At 49.7% G+C, this 20286-nt stretch carries 13 protein-coding genes and 4 tRNA genes; 16 read left to right on the top strand and 1 reads right to left on the bottom strand.

The window, feature by feature from the left end; genetic code table 11:
- Positions 1–1597 precede the first annotated feature (1597 nt).
- Positions 1598–3694 (top strand): glycoside hydrolase family 13 protein, encoded by a 2097-nt coding sequence (locus tag KTH89_RS07320; RefSeq protein WP_238721228.1) that lies wholly within the window; start codon positions 1598–1600, stop codon positions 3692–3694.
- Here KTH89_RS07320 and KTH89_RS07315 read toward each other — a convergent pair.
- Positions 3668–4567, bottom strand: a complete 900-nt coding sequence (locus tag KTH89_RS07315; protein WP_238721227.1) for a LysR family transcriptional regulator — start codon at positions 4565–4567, stop codon at positions 3668–3670. The two genes, KTH89_RS07320 and KTH89_RS07315, sit on opposite strands and share 27 nt — an antisense overlap.
- 135 nt (positions 4568–4702) lie before the next feature.
- Between KTH89_RS07315 and KTH89_RS07310 the strand changes: the two genes are divergently transcribed.
- The 15 genes from KTH89_RS07310 (at position 4703) to KTH89_RS07240 (ending at position 20003) form a co-directional block, all read left to right on the top strand.
- Complete coding sequence (locus KTH89_RS07310) at positions 4703–5701, top strand: YeiH family protein (protein ID WP_158342199.1); 999 nt, start codon at positions 4703–4705, stop codon at positions 5699–5701.
- Positions 5702–5838: 137 nt separating this feature from the next.
- Positions 5839–7941 carry a PTS sugar transporter subunit IIC/EAL domain-containing protein gene (locus KTH89_RS07305; RefSeq protein ID WP_238721226.1) on the top strand — a complete coding sequence of 701 codons (2103 nt, stop codon included), beginning with the start codon at positions 5839–5841 and terminating at the stop codon, positions 7939–7941.
- Positions 7938–11216 carry a PAS domain-containing hybrid sensor histidine kinase/response regulator gene (locus tag KTH89_RS07300; protein WP_238721225.1) on the top strand — a complete coding sequence of 1093 codons (3279 nt, stop codon included), beginning with the start codon at positions 7938–7940 and terminating at the stop codon, positions 11214–11216. Before KTH89_RS07305 ends, KTH89_RS07300 begins: the two co-directional genes overlap by 4 nt.
- Before the next feature lie 84 nt (positions 11217–11300).
- Positions 11301–11382, top strand: a tRNA-Tyr gene (locus tag KTH89_RS07295).
- Positions 11383–11390: 8 nt separating this feature from the next.
- Positions 11391–11463: transfer RNA gene (locus tag KTH89_RS07290), tRNA-Phe, on the top strand.
- A gap of 26 nt (positions 11464–11489) precedes the next feature.
- Positions 11490–11560 (top strand) — tRNA-Gly (locus KTH89_RS07285).
- Positions 11561–11592: 32 nt separating this feature from the next.
- Positions 11593–11664, top strand: a tRNA-Gly gene (locus KTH89_RS07280).
- Between the two features lie 202 nt (positions 11665–11866).
- Positions 11867–13630 carry a B12-binding domain-containing radical SAM protein gene (locus tag KTH89_RS07275; protein ID WP_238721299.1) on the top strand — a complete coding sequence of 588 codons (1764 nt, stop codon included), beginning with the start codon at positions 11867–11869 and terminating at the stop codon, positions 13628–13630.
- The gene (gene nth, locus KTH89_RS07270) at positions 13623–14270 is read left to right on the top strand and encodes an endonuclease III (protein ID WP_238721224.1); all 648 of its coding nucleotides are present in this window, start codon (positions 13623–13625) and stop codon (positions 14268–14270) included. Before KTH89_RS07275 ends, nth begins: the two co-directional genes overlap by 8 nt.
- 19 nt (positions 14271–14289) lie before the next feature.
- Positions 14290–15006 (top strand): 3'-5' exonuclease, encoded by a 717-nt coding sequence (locus KTH89_RS07265; protein ID WP_238721223.1) that lies wholly within the window; start codon positions 14290–14292, stop codon positions 15004–15006.
- Between the two features lie 156 nt (positions 15007–15162).
- Complete coding sequence (locus tag KTH89_RS07260) at positions 15163–16611, top strand: VanW family protein (RefSeq protein ID WP_238721222.1); 1449 nt, start codon at positions 15163–15165, stop codon at positions 16609–16611.
- Between the two features lie 124 nt (positions 16612–16735).
- Positions 16736–17725, top strand: coding sequence for an AIR synthase family protein (locus KTH89_RS07255; protein WP_238721221.1), 990 nt, complete (start codon positions 16736–16738; stop codon positions 17723–17725).
- 106 nt (positions 17726–17831) lie between these two features.
- Positions 17832–18314, top strand: a complete 483-nt coding sequence (locus tag KTH89_RS07250) for an Lrp/AsnC family transcriptional regulator (RefSeq protein WP_158342193.1) — start codon at positions 17832–17834, stop codon at positions 18312–18314.
- On the top strand, positions 18311–19486 hold the full coding sequence (locus KTH89_RS07245) for an aminotransferase class I/II-fold pyridoxal phosphate-dependent enzyme (RefSeq protein WP_158342192.1): 1176 nt from the start codon (positions 18311–18313) through the stop codon (positions 19484–19486). Before KTH89_RS07250 ends, KTH89_RS07245 begins: the two co-directional genes overlap by 4 nt.
- 16 nt (positions 19487–19502) lie before the next feature.
- Positions 19503–20003, top strand: coding sequence for a tRNA (cytidine(34)-2'-O)-methyltransferase (locus tag KTH89_RS07240; protein WP_158342191.1), 501 nt, complete (start codon positions 19503–19505; stop codon positions 20001–20003).
- Positions 20004–20286 lie beyond the last annotated feature (283 nt).

Here is a 20286-nt window from a genome sequence, read left to right as displayed (position 1 = left end):
TTTGCCAGCACTGTTAATGAAGACAGAGAGTTCTAAAATTAACCGATATATTCTCTTGATGGTAAATTCAACAAATGAGGGATCCATGGGATATATTGCATGTCTGACATATTTTTCAAACTGCGCCAAAATCGTTATGAGCCAGTATATAGGAATAAAATAAATACTGAAGTTTTGAGATTTGACCGAACTGTATAAGATAACAATATTCCATACTATAAATACGATAAATATCAGTATACCGACAACTTTTTTGTAATTATCCACTATATCGGAATCGTAATTATAAAATCTTATTATTATATTAAATATCACAAATAGGACGAACAGCGCAGCGATTTTTCTATTTTTCATTCTACACCTCTGTATTTTCAATCCAGGTATCGCTATTTTATATTCCGTTTCTTTTTAAAAAATTTGACCGAATAATAACCAGAGTAGCCAATAAAAAATATATTGATAAAAATCCTTAAAAGATAATCTGCATAAGGTCTATCTATAAAAGCAAATAAATTTATATTAACTACTACAGGAATGCTAAACAACTCCCATGAATAGTTTATAAATACTGAGAGAGTTGATATGAATACTGTAATATCTTTATATAAAAATAGCAGATTAGTAGAAAACCAATGAAAACTCGAAACCAAAGCATTGAGAGGAATTGAAATTTGGTGAATCAATGCAAGAAGCCAATAGATAAAAACAAAATAGATGCTTTTATTACCTGATGCTATAGAAAGTTTTAATATTATGAAGTTACAATAAAGAAATATGATAAAGATAAAAAAGTAGATAAAATTCAAGCCTTCCAAAACCGAACTGCTAACATGTATCATACCTGAAAAACTTACATAATATTGTAGGAAACAACAAAGATAGTTAAAAACAACAAAACCGATCAAGAAAATAACAACAGATTTTTTACCCCGAATGAAATATTTCAATAGACGCCCCCCTCATACTTCCAAATTAAAAAGGTAAAACAATAACTATAAATACTTAATGATTAGTAAAAGTCTGAGCGATCCTAACGGTATAAATCCAATCAATAAACAGGGAAGAGCTTTCTGAATAATTGTAGTCTTTCGGTTATATAAAGTCAATTGAACAGAATCAGGACCGAACAACTTTAGTAACTTAGCCGAATGTCCATAAAATACTTAGAACATAGAAAAATAGCGAGAATTAAAGCAGGGAAGAGAGCCTGGGGGCGGGGACAGCCGCTGTGGGAACGCCGGGGCATACTTGCCTTGTGCGGGAAACGCTTGAGGGCGGGCATTAGCGGATCTTGTGGAGAAGGGATCAGAACCCTGCGGACCCGGGGCACTGTTTGAGCCGCTTTTTGGCGAGTTTGCCCCGGGTTCGCGAATAAGGGGTTCTGACCCCTTCGAAACTAGATCCGCTTATGCCCGTCCGAAGCGATTCCCGCACAAGGCAAGTATGCCCCGGCGTTCCCACAGCGGCTGTCCCCGCCCCCAGGCTCTCTTCCCGTCCATTCCCGTCCATTAAAATAATAAGTTTGCATAAACCCGCCCTCTGCTATAGAATAGAAGTAATATGAACCGACATATAATGAGATAAAAGGAGTATTGGGATGTATTTGGAAGACTTGGAAATATTGGAGAAAAAGCAGAAATATATTAATAGCCTGAATCCCATTTTGAATAAAAAAGCGATTTTCAGTGATGGGACGCTTACCTATCGAAACCCGATGGAACCGGAGCCGGGAGAAACCGTTACGATCCGGTGCCGGACGGGGAAAAATAATGTGGACAGCGTATATTTCATCAGCGGGCAGGTGCGTCGGCGGATGGAAAAGGAACTGACGGAGGGGCCCTTTGATTACTATAAGGTGGAAATAATGGTAGGGAAGGAGCCGCTTCATTATTTCTTTGAGATTAATGCGGGCAGGATACGGTGCTTTTATAATGAACGCGGGATTTCTAAGGATCTCCAGGAATATTACATGTTCAGCATCGTGCCGGGCTTTAAGACGCCGGATTGGGCTAAGGGCGCGGTAATGTACCAGATTTTTGTAGACCGGTTCTGTAACGGAGATCCCACCAATGATGTGGAAAACCGGGAATATATCTATATCAAAGAGGGAACCCAGAAAGTCGATGACTGGTACCGGCTTCCCGACGCGATGGATGTGCGATCTTTTTATGGCGGAGATTTGAAGGGAGTCATGGATAAGCTGGATTATCTGCAGGATCTGGGGGTGGAGGTTGTCTACCTGAATCCGATTTTCGTATCCCCTTCCAACCACAAGTATGATATCCAGGATTATGATTATGTGGACCCGCATTTTGGCGTTATTGTAAATGACGGGGGCGAAACGCTGCCGGAGTGGGAGAATGACAATGCAAGAGCGTCGAAATATATACAGCGGGTTACGGACAGGGAGAACCTGGAAGCCAGCAATGAACTGCTGATTCAGTTGATCGAAGAGATACACAGACGGGGCATGAAGATTATTCTGGACGGGGTTTTTAATCACTGTGGTTCCTTTAACAAGTGGCTGGACCGGGAGCGGATCTATGAGGGAGCGCAGGGATATGCGCCCGGCGCCTATGTGTCCGCGGACAGCCCGTACCGGAATTTCTTTAAATTCAATAACGAGCACGAGTGGCCCTATAATCCCTACTATGACGGATGGTGGGGGCATGATACGCTGCCGAAGTTAAATTACGAACAATCCGGGGAACTGTACGACTATGTGCTGGGGGTGGCCAGAAAATGGGTGTCGCCGCCGTTCTCGGCGGACGGCTGGAGATTAGACGTGGCAGCGGATTTGGGTCATACCGGTGAGTTTAATCACAAGTTCTGGAAGGACTTCCGCAGGGTGGTTAAGGAGGCGAATCCGCAGGCGCTGATCGTGGCTGAACATTATGGGAATCCCGGCGCCTGGCTGCAGGGCGATGAATGGGATACGGTGATGAACTATGACGCGTTTATGGAACCCATCACCTGGTTTTTGACGGGAATGGAAAAGCACAGCGACGAATTCCGGCCCGATATGCTGGGGAACCCGGAAAATCTGGTGGGCGCGTTGAAACACCATATGTCTAATTTTTTAATGCCGTCCATGCTGGTGGCCATGAATGAACTGTCGAATCATGACCATTCCCGCTTCCTGACCCGCACCAATCATGTGGTGGGCCGCGTGGGCCGTATGGGCCACCAGAAGGCCGAAGAGGGGATCAATAAAGGCATATTCCGGGAAGCCGTGGTGGCGCAGTTTACCATGCCGGGTGCGCCTACCATTTATTATGGGGACGAAGCGGGACTGTGCGGGTTTACCGATCCCGACAATCGAAGATCCTATCCATGGGGAAGGGAAGATCTGGAGCTTCTCGGTTTCCACAAAGAGATCATCCGCATCCACAGAGAAAATAAAGTGCTGACATTTGGCTCTATCCTGCTGCTCGCGGCAGAGCAGAACATGGTGAGTTACGCCAGGTTCGACCGCAAACAGCAGATGGTCATCGCCCTGAACAACCGGGAGGAGGAAGCGGTCATGGACATATCCGTATGGGAGACCGGAATTCCCATAGAATGTGAGATGGAGCGGCTGATGCTTACCACCCGGGATGGCCATACGACGGAACCGGAGACGTACAGGGTCCGGGAAGGCAGGATGGAATTGAAACTGCCGCCGTTTTCAGCCGTGATCCTGCGCAGGCGGTAAGGACAGCTCCCGGAAAAGATTTTCATAATAATCTTTAAAAATACTTTGTTTCCGCCATAAAAAAGTAATATCATGAGTGATCCGGAAATCGTCCAGCGGGATGCGCCGCATCCGCCCGGCGTCCAGATCCTCCCTGGCTGCGGCTTCATACAAAAAGGTGATGCCGCAGCCTTCTCTTACCAGAGAAAGGAGCGCGCGGATATTGCTGATCTCAGCGGTATTGGAGAAGTCGCCCACCGTTAGATTACAGCTTTCCAGATAACGTTCCAGGACTCCCCTGGTGCCGGAGCCGGCTTCCCGAAGCAGAATCCGCTCCTCCAGCAGGTCTTCAATACAGGATACCGGCTTTTTAAAAAGATAATCAGAAGCCGTGACCGCGATAAACGGTTCTTTGCCATAAACCAGATAGTCATATTCACTTTTGTCAAAGAAGCCCTCCACCAAAGCAAAATCAATCTCTCCCCGGTTAATCTTGTCCAGCAGGTCGTGGGTATTGGATACGATCATCTTGACGGAGGTGTTCGGATGATTTTTCAGATAGGCAGCGATGCGATGGGGGATCATGAATTCCCCTACCGTCAGAGTCACTCCAAACGTCAGACGCGTCTTCCCGGCCTGCAGCTGGTGCAGCTGGTCTCTTAGATGAACATCGTCATGCTTCATCGTGATGGCGGTATTTAACAGCAGACTGCCGGCATCCGTAAGACTGAGTTTTTTACCCGCGTACCGGAATAATTTCGCGTGGTAATCCATCTCCAGACAATGGATATGCTGGGAGACGGCCGGCTGTGTGATATGCAGTTCCTCGGCTGCCTTTGTATAGCTCATATGCCGGCAGACGCTCAGAAACGTATCGATTCTAAAATCCAACATAACATCACCTCTTTCACTAACCTCTCCTACAACCATAACATATATTTATCAGATAATAAATATATATAATTTTATCTTATTAATATTCCATGATATACTCTCCCATATGAAAAAAGGAAAAATGAGGAGAGAATTATGAAAAAGAATGCAAAAGGGGTACTTTTATGTCTGCTGATCGCAGTACCGGCCTGGTTTCTGGGAACGCTTTTTCCGGTTGTGGGAGGACCGGTGTTCGCGATTCTGATCGGTATGGCCGTCACGCTTGTGCTGAAGGATAAAAAAGAGGTCCAGCCGGGAATCGGATTCACATCAAAGAAAATACTGCAATACGCAGTAATTCTGCTGGGCTTCGGCTTGAATCTGACCGATATCCTGATAAAAGGGAAGCAGTCCCTGCCCATCATCATTTCTACCATATCCACGTCCCTGATTATCGCGGCCCTGATGTTTGCGCTGATGAAGATGCCTTACAAAATATCAGCTCTTGTAGGCGTGGGTTCCTCGATCTGCGGCGGCTCCGCCATAGCGGCAGCCGCTCCTGTAGTAGGCGCGGACGATGAAGAGATTGCCCAATCCATATCCGTTATATTCCTGTTTAATATCGCCGCCGCTTTGATCTTTCCCACGTTAGGCCATCTTCTGGGCTTGAGCAACGAAGGCTTCGGCCTCTTTGCCGGAACGGCGATCAATGACACGTCCTCCGTCACCGCCGCCGCCTCCGCCTGGGACGGCATCCATGGAAGCAATACGCTGCAGGCCGCCACCATCGTAAAACTGACAAGAACACTGGCGATTATTCCGGTTTCCCTCATGCTGGCGTTCATCCGTGTAAAAACAGAAAAAAACAAAGACACGGCCAATATCCAGTTCAAACAGATTTTTCCGGTATTTATTCTGTTCTTTATCCTGGCCTCTGTCATCACAACGGTATTCAACCTGCCGGCTTTCGTAACATCCCCGCTTAAAAACCTGAGCAAATTTTTTATTGTCATGGCCATGGCCGCCATCGGGTTAAATACCAATATCATCCGGCTGATAAAAACTGGAGGGAAACCAATCCTGATGGGATTTTGCTGCTGGGTTGGCATTACCTGCGTCAGCCTGGGTATGCAGTACATCCTGGGAATCTGGTAAAATAAGGAAATCAGGCCCTCTTTTAGACAATCCCCACGAAAAGAAAAATGAAGTCGCGAAAGACTTCTTTTTTCTTTTTCAAGAATATGTTATGATAAGAATACTGTTATCGACAGCGTTTTGGGGAGGACTAAGAGATGTATGACAGAGTACAGGGCTGGATGTATGCGTTAGAACATCACACCATATTTGCAGCGGTCAAAAAGGGATTTTTGCTGGTAATACCGATCGTGCTTACCGGTTCTTTTGCGCTTCTGATCAGAAGCTTCCCGATCCCGGCGTTTCAGGAATGGCTTGCCGGGTTTGGAGGGGGCTTTTTGCTGCGTCTGATGAACTTTATTTTTGATTCAACCTCGGGATTTGTGTCCCTGTATCTGGTGCTGGGTATCAGTTATTACTATTCCGATGAATTTGCGGCAGGTAATCCGGGGCTCCGCCTGATGGCCATGACGACAGCTTTGGCCTGCTTTATCGCGTCCTTCGGAGGGGCCAGCGGCTCCCTGGAGTTAGAGAGCTTTGGAACGATCGGGGTATTTACCGCCATGCTGTGTTCGATTCTGGCGACGAAACTGTTCTTTGCCATGGAATTGAATGTTTTCCGAAAGTTCCGTTCCTACGCGGCCGGGGCGGATATTCATTTCCGCAGTTCTATGACCGCAATTTTGCCCATGGCGGTTAGCGTCGCCGTATTCGCGGTGTGCAATCTGCTGATGGGTACGCTTCTGCACGTGGCGAATCTGAATGATCTGATCAGTACCCTGCTGGAGTCGCTTTTCGGCAATCTGCATGGGGAACTGGCGAATGGGGTGCTGTTTACCTTTCTACAGAACCTGCTGTGGATTTTTGGTATTCATGGAGGGAACGCCCTGGATACGGTCGCCCAGACTGTGTTTACAGGCGATCACACGATTATTTCAAAATCATTTCTGGATAACTTTGCAGTGATCGGCGGAAGCGGGACTACGGTTTGCCTGCTGCTGGCGCTGATACTGGTCTCAAAGGTTAAGAGTAACCGGAATCTGGTATGCTCCGCGGCCCCCCTTGGTTTGTTTAATATTAATGAAATACTTGTATTCGGCCTGCCGATTGTGCTGAACCCGGTGATGTTCCTGCCTTTTATTCTGGTGCCCGTGATTTCGCTTATCATCGCCTATACCGCAGTGGCTGCCGGATTTATGCCGCCCGCGTCCCAGACGGTTACCTGGACGACTCCGGTGTTTTTCAGCGGATATCTGGCAACGGGTTCCTGGCGGGGGATGCTGGTGCAGTTGATCATACTGACCGTCGGAACCGGTATTTATCTGCCTTTTGTAAAGCTGTGGGAGAAAATACAGGCGGATGGCAGCCAGTTTATGGTGGCCGAGCTGACGAAATGCTTCCGAAACGGCGAAGAGGACGGGGCCGATATGAATTACCTGTCCCGCAATGACAGCGTTGGGATGATAGCGAAGGCGATGGCGGAACAGCTCAGAAGCGACGTGGAAAATGAAGCGGTTCCGGTCTGCTATCAGCCCCAGGTGGATGATAAGGGACGGGTGATCGGTGCGGAAGCGCTGCTGCGCTGGAAATATAAGGAGGAGACCGTGTATCCGCCCCTGGTCATATCCCTGGCCAGGGAGGACGGCTGCTATGAGGCGCTGACCTGGTGTATTTTGACAGCCGTATGCCGTGACCTGTCCCGGATCCGGGAGAAGGTGGGAGCGGATTTCCAGATATCGGCAAATATTGTAGCGGAACAGCTGAACAGCGAAAAACTGATCCGGGATATGATTCGTCTGGCCACGGATTTTGACGTAAATCATCAGCTGGTCCTGGAAGTGACGGAGGAGACCTCTCTGGTAAATCTGCCGCGTATAGGGGAAAATATCGAGCTGCTCAGTGAACATGGGATATATATGGCCATTGATGATTTCAGCATGGGCCAGACTTCTCTTAAATACCTGCGTTCCAACCGGTTCCGCTATGTGAAGCTGGACGGCAGCCTGGTACGTCAGATCGTGGACAATGCCAGGTGCAGGGAGATCGTGGGCTCTATTATCAGCCTGGGAAAAAATCTGGGCTTCCGGGTCGTGGCGGAGTGGGTGGAAAATGAAGAGATCCGGAATGTCCTTCTGGATTTGGGTTGCACTATGTTCCAGGGTTATCTGTACAGTCCCGCGGTGCCCATTGAGGAGCTTGTGAATTTTTGTATTTCTTATCAACAAACGTGGATGAAAGAAGAAAAGGGAGTAATCAAATGAAGTTAAAGGAAATTCAGGAAGTGGAAGAATTAGCGGATAAGCTGCTGCGCATGTATTTTTGCGAAAATGATGTGGAATTCCTGATTTCTTCTTTTGCACCGGAAATTGTATGGCTGGGCGGCGGTGAATATCAGAAAGCGGAAGGGAGAGACAACGTCGCAAGATGTTTTCGGGAAGGAAGAGGGGATCTTCTGCGCTGCCGGATGTGGGATGCGGAGTATGTGACGGTCCCGCTGGGGGATTCCTATTATCTGTGTGAAGGGATGAGCTGGGTGGAAACGGTGCCGGAGCTTGAGGCCAGGATGAAGGTTCATCAGAGAATCAGCTTTATATTTAAGAAAGCCGGAGATACCTATCAGATCGTACATATTCATAATTCGCTCCCGTTTTCCGCAGTCAGGGAGGATGAACTTTTTCCGATTCAGGCTGCGAAGGAAACCTATGAAGAACTGCAGAGTATGGTGGAGAAAAAAGACCGGCAGATCGATCTGATGCTGAACCAGCTGCCGGGTGGAATGCAGATCTGTTACAATGACGGCGTGTATGGACTCAAGTGGCTCAGCGAGAGCTTAAGCCGGATGCTGGGTTACGATTCGATGGAAGAGTGCCTGGAGAGCTGCCGTTCCTGCTGCGCCGGATTTATCTGCGAAGAGGATTTTGCTCCCATGAAAAAGCAGGTGGATGAAAGCCTTGCGAAGGATCAGACCTACTCCGTAGAATACCGGGTGCTGCGTAAAGATAAGGAACCGATCTGGGTTCTGGATCAGGGGAAATTTTTAAATGACAGCGACGGCGAGGAAGTCATTTACAGCTTCATCTCCGACATCACCAAGCGCAAGGAGCAGGAGTTCCTGATCCAGAAGGCGGATGAGGAAGTGAAACGCCAGGCAGAGTTTCTGACACAGCTTTACGATACCGTCCCCTGTGGAATTCTGCAGTTTACGACGGACCCCAGCCACCGCACGGTTTATGCCAATCGCATGACTTGGGAGATCTACGGATACAGCAGGGAGGAATACTGGGAAAAATTCAAAAGCCCCTTTGAGCTGGTGGAAAAAGAGGATCTGGACAAGACCAGGAAGGCCGTGGAAAGCCTCAAACTGAATGGCGAGACGATCTCATATAACCGGGAAGGACGGCGCAAGGACGGAAGCGTATGCTGGATCAATGCGACCGTGGGCCGGGTGATCAATACGGATGGGCTGGAAGTGAATCAGGCCGTATTTGTGGATATTACGGAGAATAAGAAGCTGCAGCTGGAGAAAGAACAAGAGCGGCTGCTGGAGAACCGTTCCCTGAGAGCGGCGATCTGTACCGCTTATCCGGTAATTATGAGTGTGAATCTGACGCAGAATACCTTCGATTGCTTTATCGAGGATAATTTTATCATTCGAACGGTTCCAAACGGTAATTTTGATGACCTGATCGCCTTTACAAAGAATATGGTGTATGCGTCTTATAAATCGGACTTTGCCGACGCCTTAAGCAGACAGGTGCTGATCCAACGGTTCCGGGAGGGCAGTCAGGAAAGTTATCTTGAGATCCGCCAGATGGGAGATGACGGCGAGTATCATTGGGTTTCGGTGCATGTGATCCATGTGGATAATCCCTTCAACGACGACGTGCTGGCCATTGTCCTGTTAAAAGTGTTGGATGAGCAGCGGGCCGAACAGGCGAAGCAGGAACAACTTTTGAGGGACGCGCTGGAATCCGCCAAGGCCGCGAATCATGCGAAATCTGATTTTCTGTCCCGAATGAGCCACGACATCCGGACGCCGATGAACGCTATCATCGGTATGAGTACGATTGGGCAGTTAAAATTACATAATCCGGCCCGGGTAAAGGATTGCTTCGAAAAAATAGATGCGTCCTCCCGGTACCTTTTATCCCTGATCAACGATATCCTGGATATGTCTAAGATCGAGAGCGGGAAGATGAACATTTCTCATGAGAAGTTCGACTTTATGCAGTTTATGAATGAAATCAATACCATCATCTATCCTCAGGCCCGGGAACAGGACCTTATATATAAGGTATACCACAAGGAGCCTCTGGACCGGTATTATATCGGAGACGCCCTGCGTCTGAATCAGATATTGGTCAATCTGCTCTCCAATGCCCTGAAATTCACCCCGGCCGGGGGTGAGGTTACGATCAGCATTGAAGAGGACAGAAGAACCAACGGATTCGCTTACCTGAAGTTCGTTGTGAGCGATACAGGGATCGGCATGTCCAGGGAGTTCATGCAGAAGATCTACCATCCCTTTGAGCAGGAATCCAGGGATTTTGCCAGAAACAACGTGGGAAGCGGCCTGGGCTTATCCATCGTCTATAATCTGACCCAGCTGATGGGCGGAAGCATCCGTGTGGAGAGTGAAAAAGGCAAAGGAACCACCTTCCGGCTGGAACTGCCCTTTGAACTGACGCAAGACGATGAACATGCGGAAGAGGACAGGAAGACCAGGGAACTTTTAAAGGGGATGCAGATACTGGTAGTGGATGATGATCCGATGATCGGCGAGCAGGCCGCGTTAATCCTGGAAGACATCGGTGCGGTCTCGAAATGGGTAGATTCCGGGAAAAAAGCGGTCGAAGAGGTCCGGCACTCCCTGGAAGACGGAAAAGTCTATGACATTGCCATGATCGACTGGCTGATGCCGGATATGAACGGAATAGAGACTACCAGGGAGATCCGTAGACTTGCGGGAACGGAAACCATGATTATAATAATCTCCGCATATGACTGGAGCAGTATAGAGGATGAGGCCAGGGCCGCGGGAGCCAGCTGTTTCATATCCAAACCGCTGTTTGAGTCCACGATTTGTGATACCTTTTTGAATCTGCATGTGGCTCCGCATGAGATAAAGATGGAAGAGCAAGAGTTCCATCTGAAAGGGAAAAAGGTTCTGCTGGTGGAAGATAATGAGCTGAACCTGGATATCGCCAAATCCTTGCTGGAACAAAAGGAGATCCGAGTGGAAACGGCGGTCAACGGGGCGCTCGCCGTAGAAGCGTTCCGGCGTTCGGCGCCGGGGGATTATATGGCCATCCTGATGGACATCCGGATGCCGGTGATGGACGGACTGGAAGCCACCCGGCTGATCAGACAGACGGCGCGTCCCGACGCCCGGACGATTCCGATCATTGCCATGACGGCCAACGCTTTCGACGATGACAAAAGCAAGGCTCAGGAAGCGGGTATCAGCAGCTATCTGGTGAAGCCCATCGACATCAACCAGTTATACCAGGAACTGGAGAACCTGCTTTTATTTTAAAATCCCATAAATTTGAAAAAATGTCTTGCACTTTAAAAAAAGCTATGGTATAGTATGTAACTGTCAGGACGCTGGTTCTGGTATGGATGGATTCCCGAGTGGCCAAAGGGGGCAGACTGTAAATCTGTTGGCAACGCCTTCGAAGGTTCGAATCCTTCTCCATCCATTCGTTTTGCCCAGATAGCTCAGTTGGTAGAGCAGAGGACTGAAAATCCTCGTGTCGCTGGTTCGATTCCGGCTCTGGGCACTGTAGCTTCCGTTTATTTGGATGATGCAGGTGTAGTTCAATGGTAGAACACTAGCCTTCCAAGCTAGATACGTGGGTTCGATTCCCATCACCTGCTTTTGATAACTTTATATTTGTATATTTTATTTTGCGCGAGTGGCTCAGTGGTGGAGTATCGCCTTGCCAAGGCGAGGGTCGCGGGTTCGAATCCCGTCTCGCGCTTTTTTTATTCCATTTTTAAACTGGCAGAATACAATTCAATGATATGGGAACTAAGACGGCGCATACCGGGTCAAAAGGGTATACGCCGTTTTTTGTTCCATGGCAAGCGGCGCTTCGCTCTGCCGGAAATATCCATTGCGGAATGCAGGGGGATGGGATATACTTAGATGATATTAAGGGGTAATGAAGGTTGAACGAAAAGATGAAGATAGTGCTGGCGGCCGTGAATGCGAAATACATCCATTCGAATCTGGCGGTATATAGCCTGAAGGCGTATGCAAAGGAATATGAGGAACATATTGAGATCCGGGAATATACGATCAATCATTACAGGGAGGATATTCTGGCGGGGCTTTATGGGGCCTGCCCGGATGTGCTGGCTTTTTCCTGCTACATCTGGAATATGGATCTGATCAGGGACCTGGTGACGGATGTTAAGCAGATCATGCCGGAGGTACCGGTGTGGCTCGGCGGACCGGAGGTGTCGTTCGATCCGGTGCAGGAGTTAGAGCGGATGCCGGAAGTTGCCGGGATTATGGTCGGTGAAGGGGAAGAGATCTTTCAGGGGCTGGCCGGACATTATATAGAAGGAAACGGGAAGCTTGAGGATCTGAGGGGGATCGTATGGCGCGGGGAGGACCGGAAGATCCGGGTGAATCCGCCGGGAATACCGATGGATATGAACAGGCTTCCGTTTATATACAGTGATATGAGCGGGTTTCAGAACCGGATTATCTATTATGAAGCCAGCCGCGGCTGCCCTTTTTCCTGCAGCTACTGCCTCTCCTCGGTGGATAAACGGCTGCGGTTTCGGGATTTGGAGCTTGTGAAGAAGGAGCTGCTGGTATTTATTGAGCATGAGGTCCCTCAGGTGAAGTTTGTGGACCGGACGTTTAACTGCAGGCCGGAATTTGCCATGGCGGTCTGGAGCTTTCTGGCGGAGCATGACCGGGGGAAGACAAATTTTCACTTTGAGATCGCGGCGGATATTCTGACGGATGAGGAGCTGAAACTTCTTGGGACTTTGCGCCCGGGGCTGATTCAGCTGGAGATCGGCGTGCAGTCTACGAATCCGGATACCTTGCGGGAGATCCGAAGAAGCATGGATTTTAAAAAGGTGTCGGACCGGGTGCGCGAAATCAAACGGGCGGGGAACATTCATCAGCATCTGGACCTGATCGCGGGGCTTCCCTTTGAAGGGATGGAGAGCTTTATCCGTTCCTTCAACGATGTGTATGAGCTGCGGCCGGAACAGCTGCAGCTGGGATTCCTGAAGGTGCTGAAGGGCTCGTGGATGCATGAGAAGGCCTTGGAATATGGCCTGGTCTATCAAAAGAAGCCTGTTTACGAGGTGCTATGCACCAGATGGCTGTCCTACGGAGAGACTTTGAGACTGAAGGCCGTGGAACGGGTACTGGAGACTTATTATAACAGCGGGCAGTTTAGCCATGCCCTGGAAGAGCTGGTGAAGGTTTTTGAACATCCCTTTGCGCTGTATGAAGGGCTGGCGCTGTTTTACGAGGAAGAGGGATTTGACCGGGTCAGCCAGTCCAGGATACAGAAGTATGACATCCTGCTTGCGTTTGCGGTAAAGACCGACCCGGAGCGGGAAGAGTTGTACCGGGAGCTTTTATTGCTTGACCTGTATCTGCGGGAAAATGTAAAGAGCCGTCCCAAATGGGCGCCCTCCCAGGAGCAGTGGAAGCAGGAGAGCCGTGAGTTTTACCGGCAGGAGGAGAAAAGGCGATGCTATCTGCCGGATTACGAAGCGCATGACGCCAGACAGCTGGCCAAGATGACGCATCTGGAGTTTTTCCGGTATCCGGTCAATGATCCGGTCAATGGAGCCGGAGCTAAGAGAGACGGACGTACGGTGCTGCTTTTTGATTATAAACATAAGAATCCCCTGACCAACGAAGCTTTGGTTTTGGAGATTGAGGATATAGGTGATAACGATTATGACTAAGAGGACAAAAGCTATCCTGGATTTGCTGGATGAGACATACACTACGGAGTATAAGTGTTATCTGAACCACGAGACGCCCTGGCAGCTGCTGATTGCCACGATGCTGAGCGCGCAGTGCACGGACGCCAGGGTAAATATCGTGACGAAAGATCTGTTCCGGAAATACGATACCCTGGAAAAATTCGCGTATGCGGACCTGGAGGAACTGGAGCAGGATATCAAGCCTACGGGCTTTTATCACAATAAGGCCAGAAATATTATCGCCTGCGCCAGAAGACTGGTGCAGGAGTTTGGCGGGGAGGTGCCCCAGTCCCTGGAGGATCTGACCTCCCTGGCCGGTGTGGGACGAAAAACCGCCAATGTAATCAGAGGAAATATTTATCACGAGCCCAGTATCGTTGTGGATACCCATGTGAAGCGGATCTCCCGGAAGCTGGGACTGACGAAGGAAGAAGATCCGGAAAAAATCGAATATGATTTGATGAAGGTCTTGCCAAAAGACCACTGGATTTTATATAATATACAGATTATCACCTTTGGCAGAGCCATCTGTTTCGCGAGAAACCCAAAATGCGAAGAGTGCTTTTTGAGAGACTATTGTCTGGAATACAAGGGAAAGAGAAAGAAAGGGCAAAAATAAGCGCGCCCCGGAGGATAAAATGAAAATGGATTACGTGGCCCTGGATCTGGAGACAACGGGCTTAAACCCGTCGAGGGACCGCATCCTGGAGATCGGGGCGGTGAAAGTGATCGGCGGAAAAATTACAGATACATATCAGACGTTTGTCAATCCGGGTGTTCCGATACCTGAGAGAATCTGCGAATTGACCGGAATCGACGAGACGATGACGGCGGACGCAGCGTCGCCTGCGGACGCGGTCAGAGAGCTGATCGGTTTTTGCAAAGATCTGGATCTGCTGGGACATAATATTATTTTCGATTACAGCTTCATTAAGAGGACAGCGGTGAACTGCGATATGGCGTTTGACAAGCAGGGAGTGGATACCCTGAAGATAGCCAGAAAACTGCTTCCCGATCTGGAAAGCAGAAGCTTGGAATATTTGTGCGGTTACTATCATATAACACAGGAGAAGAAACACCGGGCGTTTGAGGACGCGAAGGCCAGCAGCTGTCTCTATGGTAAGCTTCTGGAGCAGTTCTATCCGGAACACTCCGAGGTGTTTCGGCCGCGGCCTCTGGTCTATCAGATTAAAAAACAGGGACCGATTACAAATTCACAAAAACGATACTTGATAGATTTGATAAAATATCATAAAATAGATACAAGTCTGCAAATTGAAAGCCTGACGAAAAATGAAGCGTCCCGCATGATCGACAAGATCATTTTGGAATACGGAAAGATCAAAACGAGGTGATAGGATTGTTTAATTTCAATGATAACAAAACGAAAAGAATCATTGCAAGCGTCATCATAATAATCGTTGTACTGGCAATGGTGGTGCCCATGATTCTGTCCGTAGTGTAAGCCTGAGAAATAAGGCGTAACTGATGTGCTGCAGGAGGATTATAGAATGAAAATAAAGAAATTACTAGGGGCCGGCGCAGTTTTACTGGCAGCGCTGACCTGTACCATAGCGATGGAAAAAACAGCTTACGCGGCTGCCGATTCCGGGGATACCATCAACAAAGGTGTATTTCTGGGAGATATCGATGCCGGAGGAATGACGAAACAGGAAGCCCAGGATGCGATTGACGGCTACATCGCGGATCTGGACAAGGAAGAGATCACCCTCCGGATCAATGAGGAAGAAATGACGGTGACAGCCGGCCAGTTGGGGCTGAAGCTGTCCAACGGGGAAATACTGGATGAGGCTTTAAGCCTCGGCAAAGCGGGAAATATTGTTCAGCGCTATAAGGCTTTAAAGGATCTGGAGCATGAGAAAAAGGTCTATGAGCTTAGAGTGGAACCGGATGAGCAGAGCGTAAAAACACTGGTGGAAGAAGAGTGCACCAAATTCAACGTGAATGCGGAAAACGCCGGATTAGAGAAAAATGGCAGTACGTTTCAGGTGATTCCCGGTAAGACGGGGCTGAAGGTGGATGTGGACACCTCCGTTGATTTGATTATGGACTATATTTGCAATGAATGGGATCACGGGGCAGGGCAGCTGGAACTGGCCGTGGAGGTGGATGAACCCAAGGGCACGGCGGAACAGCTGGGCCGGGTAAAGGATTTGCTGGGAACATTCAGCACCAGCTTTCCCAATTCTTCCTCAGACCGTGTCACCAATGTATCCACAGGGGCAAAGCACATCAATGCCTCCGTCATCTATCCGGGGGATGAGTTCTCGGTGTACGGGGCGGTCAGCCCGTTTACAGAAAAGAATGGATACCGGATGGCCGGCGCATACGAGAACGGTATGGTGGTAGACAGTCTGGGCGGCGGGATCTGCCAGGTGTCGACAACCTTATACAACGCGGTGATCCGCGCCGAGCTGGAAGTGACGGAGCGTTCCCCGCATTCCATGCTGGTCGATTATGTACAGCCGTCGATGGACGCTGCTATCGCGGGAACCTACAAGGATCTGAAATTTAAGAATAATACGGACGCCCCTATCTACATCGAGGGTTATACCCAGGGCAAAACCATTACCTTTAACATATACGGAGAAGAATACCGTTCCAGCACGCGGAAGATTGAATTTGTCAGCGAGACGCTGGAAACAGTAGATCCGGGAACCAGGATTATCGGTGATCCCGCGCTTCCGGCCGGCTATAAGAAGACTACCCAGTCCGCGCACAGAGGCTGTACCGCGCAGCTGTGGAAGGTTGTCTATGAAAACGGAACCGAGGTTTCGAGAGAAATCTTCAATAAGAGTAAATACCAGCCGTCGCCAAAATATATTACCATCGGTCTGGCCACCGAGGATGGGAATCTGGCGCAGCAGCTGCAGGATGCGGTCGCGGTCAGTGATGAAGCTTATCTGAACGCAGTGCTGGGCATCGGAGGCGGAGAGTAACCGGCTTGGTTTAAAATTGAGAAAGACAGGCAGAGGAAGTCTGATTGTACGCATCCCGTACTCAGACTTCCATTCCTATACTGTCTGTAAGTATGTGCAAAAAACCGCACACATGGAGGAAACTATGAAGATAGGTAAAGTGCCGGAATCTGTATTGAAGCGTTCCGTGTTCAAGCAAATCAAGACAAAGAGGCCTGAGGTCCTGGTTGGGGCCGGCGTGGGAGAGGACTGCGCTGTGATGCAGCTGGAACCGGATGAGGTGTTTGTGCTGTCCACGGACCCGATTACCGGGACAGTTCAGGATGTAGGGCGTCTGTGCGTGCATGTCACGGCTAACGATCTGGCCTCCGCGGGAGCCGAGCCGGTGGGAATCCTGCTGACGGCGCTTCTCCCGGAAGATATGGAAGAGGAGACGCTCCGCGGGATAATGGCTCAGGTGGAGGAAGTCTGCGAGGAACTCCACATCCAGGTAATGGGCGGCCATACGGAAGTGACCCGAGCCGTACAGCAGCCGTTAATTACCGTAACCGGGGTGGGAAAAGTGAAAAAAGACAGGCTGGTCACCACCGGCGGGGCAAAGCCCGGCGATGACGTGGTGGTAACCAAGTGGATCGGCATCGAGGGAACGGCGATCATTGCGAAGGAAAAAGAAGCCCAGCTGCTGGCCCGGTATCCGGAACAGATGATCCGGACGGCCAGGGAGTTTGATCAATATATTTCCGTGGTGAGGGATGCGGCTGCCGCGCTTAAGTCCGGCGTCAGCGCCATGCATGATGTGACGGAGGGAGGAATCTACGGGGCCCTCTGGGAGCTGGCGGAAGCATCTGGCGTCGGACTGGACATTGACCTGATGGAAATCCCGGTCCGTCAGGAGACGATCGAGATCTGCGAATATTTTGACCTGAATCCGTACTATCTGATCTCCAGCGGCTGTATGCTGATGACAGGCCCGGACGGTTACGGCCTGGTCCGCGCATTAAAGCAGGAGGGGATTCCGGCTGCCGTGATCGGTAAGGTGACGGAAGGCAAGGCCCGGATTGTCCGCAATCAGGGTGAAATCACATATCTGGAGCGTCCCAAGACGGATGAGTTGTATCGAATCTATGAGGTATAGGTAACACCTATATGTGCAAAAAAAAGCACGATTGGAGGAACGGTTGAACGAAAAGACAGTTCACCCATACCTATATGTGCAAAAAAACGCACGATTGGAGGAAAACATGAGAGAGAAGATTTTAGCTTTTATTGAAAAAAACAGCCGGTTTGATCTGAAAGAACTGGCCATTATCCTGGGAGTTGACGAGGCGGCCGTAGTCGATGAGCTGGCAGCCATGGAGCGGGAAAAGATCATATGCGGATACCACACGATGATCGACTGGGACAAAACGGACACGGATAAAGTGACCGCTCTGATTGAAGTGAAGGTGACCCCTCAGAGGGGCCAGGGATTTGACAAGATCGCGGAGCGAATTTTCAATTATCCGGAAGTGAACACCGTATATCTGATCTCCGGGGGCTACGATCTGTTAGTCATCCTGGAAGGAAAATCGATCCGGGATGTATCCCAGTTCGTGTCCGACAAGTTATCGACGCTGGATTCCGTACTGAGCACAGCCACCCACTTTATTTTAAAGAAATACAAAGACCATGGAACCATAATAGGAAAAATGTCAAAAGATGAAAGGATGTTAGTATCACCGTGAAAAATCCATTATCCGAAAAAATTGTAAATATCGCTCCGTCCGGCATCCGCAAATTTTTTGACATTGTTACGGAGATGGAAGATGCCATATCGCTGGGTGTAGGGGAACCGGATTTTGATACTCCGTGGTTTATCCGGGACGAGGGGATCTATTCCCTGGAACAGGGACGGACCTTCTATACGTCCAATGCCGGTTTAAAAGAACTGAAGGAAGAGATCTGCCGCTATCTGAAAAGGCGGATGAACCTTACCTACGATCCCAACAAGGAAACCATCGTAACGGTCGGCGGAAGCGAGGCCATCGACATCGGCCTGCGCTGTGTGCTAAACCCGGGCGATGAAGTGCTGATTCCGCAGCCAAGCTTTGTGTCCTATCTGCCCTGCACCGTCATGGCGGACGGTGTTCCCGTACCGATCGAATTAAAGGAAGAGAATCAGTTCAAGCTTACCCGGGCGGATCTGGAAGCGCATTTGAGTCCGAAGAGCAAGGTGCTGATCCTGCCTTTTCCCAATAATCCTACCGGGGCTATTATGACCAGAGAGGATCTGGCCGATATCGTGGATCTGATAATCGAGCACGATCTGATTGTCATGACCGATGAAATCTACGCGGAGTTAAGCTACCACGGGGATCATGTCTCTATCGCAGAATTCCCCGGAATGAAAGAACGCACCATTCTGATCAATGGTTTCTCAAAAGCCTATGCAATGACGGGGTGGAGACTGGGATACGCCTGCGGCCCGGCCAATATTATCGAGCAGATGATCAAACTGCATCAGTTTGCCATCATGTGCGCGCCTACCACCAGCCAGTACGCGGCCGTAGAGGCATTAAAGAGCGGGGACGAGGAAGTGGCGAAAATGCGTGAAGCCTACGACCAGCGCCGCCGTTTCCTGATCCACGAATTCCGTGAAATGAACCTGAAATGCTTCGAGCCTTTCGGAGCCTTCTACATATTCCCCTGTATCAAAGAATTCGGCATGACATCCGACGAGTTCGCCACCCGCTTCCTGCAGGAGGAAAAAGTGGCGGTAGTACCGGGCACCGCGTTCGGCGACTGCGGAGAAGGCTACCTGCGTATTTCCTACGCCTATTCCCTGGAGAATCTGAAGTGCGCGATCGGCCGTCTGCGCACCTTCATTGAGCGTCTGCGCGCAGAACAGAGCCGTTAAAAAGGACGATACAAACATGGCAAAGTTAAATATAGTTCTATTTGAGCCGGAAATTCCTTCCAATACCGGCAATATTGGCCGTACCTGCGTGGCCACCGGAACCCGGCTGCACTTGATCGAACCGCTGGGCTTCCGGCTGAACGAAAAGTCCATCCGCCGTGCCGGCATGGACTACTGGGAGCACTTAGATGTTACCCGTTACGTCAATTATCAGGACTTCTGCGACCGGAATCCGGGAGCCAAAGTGTACATGGCCACGACCAAAGCGCCCTATGTGTACACAGAAGTCCAATACGAACCGGACTGCTATCTCATGTTCGGAAAAGAGAGCGGCGGAATACCGGAGGAGATCCTCCTGGACAACCAGGAGACCGCCATCCGCATTCCCATGCTTCCCACGATACGTTCATTAAATCTTGCCAATTCGGTGTCCATTGTATTATACGAAGCCCTTCGCCAGAACCATTTTGACCATATGCAGCTGGAAGGGCATCTGACCCGTTTTGATTGGAAATAAAGAATTCTGTTAAACACAGGAAAGAGCCGGAGAGGTCTGTTGCAAAGACGGTTCTTCCCCGGGCCAGAGTATGCACGCTGCAAAGCAGCCGGGGAGTGGCGATGTTTCGGGATAATCCGCACCGCCGGGTTCTTTTGTGCCTCCCGGGAGCGCATAGGGCGGCTGAGCACCCGCTTAGTGGAAGCGGAAAGCCGGGTTCAGGATGCACGGCGGACTTCACGTCCGACGGGCAAGAGCCTCTGAACCGGGAACACATCATGTGTTCCTGGTGAATAGGCTCGGT

The sequence above is a fragment of the Diplocloster agilis genome (genome assembly GCF_019042275.1).
GTDB lineage: Bacteria > Bacillota > Clostridia > Lachnospirales > Lachnospiraceae > Diplocloster > Diplocloster agilis.
The sequence above is the reverse complement of the archived record's forward strand: the minus strand, read 5'-3'. Positions and strand labels throughout refer to the sequence as shown.

Bases quoted from the DNA above. Each gene is read 5' to 3' on its own strand.
- KTH89_RS07320 (WP_238721228.1), top strand. From the start codon at position 1,598: ATGTATTTGGAAGACTTGGAAATATTGGAGAAAAAGCAGAAATATATT.
- KTH89_RS07315 (WP_238721227.1), bottom strand. From the start codon at position 4,567: ATGTTGGATTTTAGAATCGATACGTTTCTGAGCGTCTGCCGGCATATG.
- KTH89_RS07310 (WP_158342199.1), top strand. From the start codon at position 4,703: ATGAAAAAGAATGCAAAAGGGGTACTTTTATGTCTGCTGATCGCAGTA.
- KTH89_RS07305 (WP_238721226.1), top strand. From the start codon at position 5,839: ATGTATGACAGAGTACAGGGCTGGATGTATGCGTTAGAACATCACACC.
- KTH89_RS07300 (WP_238721225.1), top strand. From the start codon at position 7,938: ATGAAGTTAAAGGAAATTCAGGAAGTGGAAGAATTAGCGGATAAGCTG.
- KTH89_RS07275 (WP_238721299.1), top strand. From the start codon at position 11,867: ATGAAGATAGTGCTGGCGGCCGTGAATGCGAAATACATCCATTCGAAT.
- nth (WP_238721224.1), top strand. From the start codon at position 13,623: ATGACTAAGAGGACAAAAGCTATCCTGGATTTGCTGGATGAGACATAC.
- KTH89_RS07265 (WP_238721223.1), top strand. From the start codon at position 14,290: ATGAAAATGGATTACGTGGCCCTGGATCTGGAGACAACGGGCTTAAAC.
- KTH89_RS07260 (WP_238721222.1), top strand. From the start codon at position 15,163: ATGAAAATAAAGAAATTACTAGGGGCCGGCGCAGTTTTACTGGCAGCG.
- KTH89_RS07255 (WP_238721221.1), top strand. From the start codon at position 16,736: ATGAAGATAGGTAAAGTGCCGGAATCTGTATTGAAGCGTTCCGTGTTC.
- KTH89_RS07250 (WP_158342193.1), top strand. From the start codon at position 17,832: ATGAGAGAGAAGATTTTAGCTTTTATTGAAAAAAACAGCCGGTTTGAT.
- KTH89_RS07240 (WP_158342191.1), top strand. From the start codon at position 19,503: ATGGCAAAGTTAAATATAGTTCTATTTGAGCCGGAAATTCCTTCCAAT.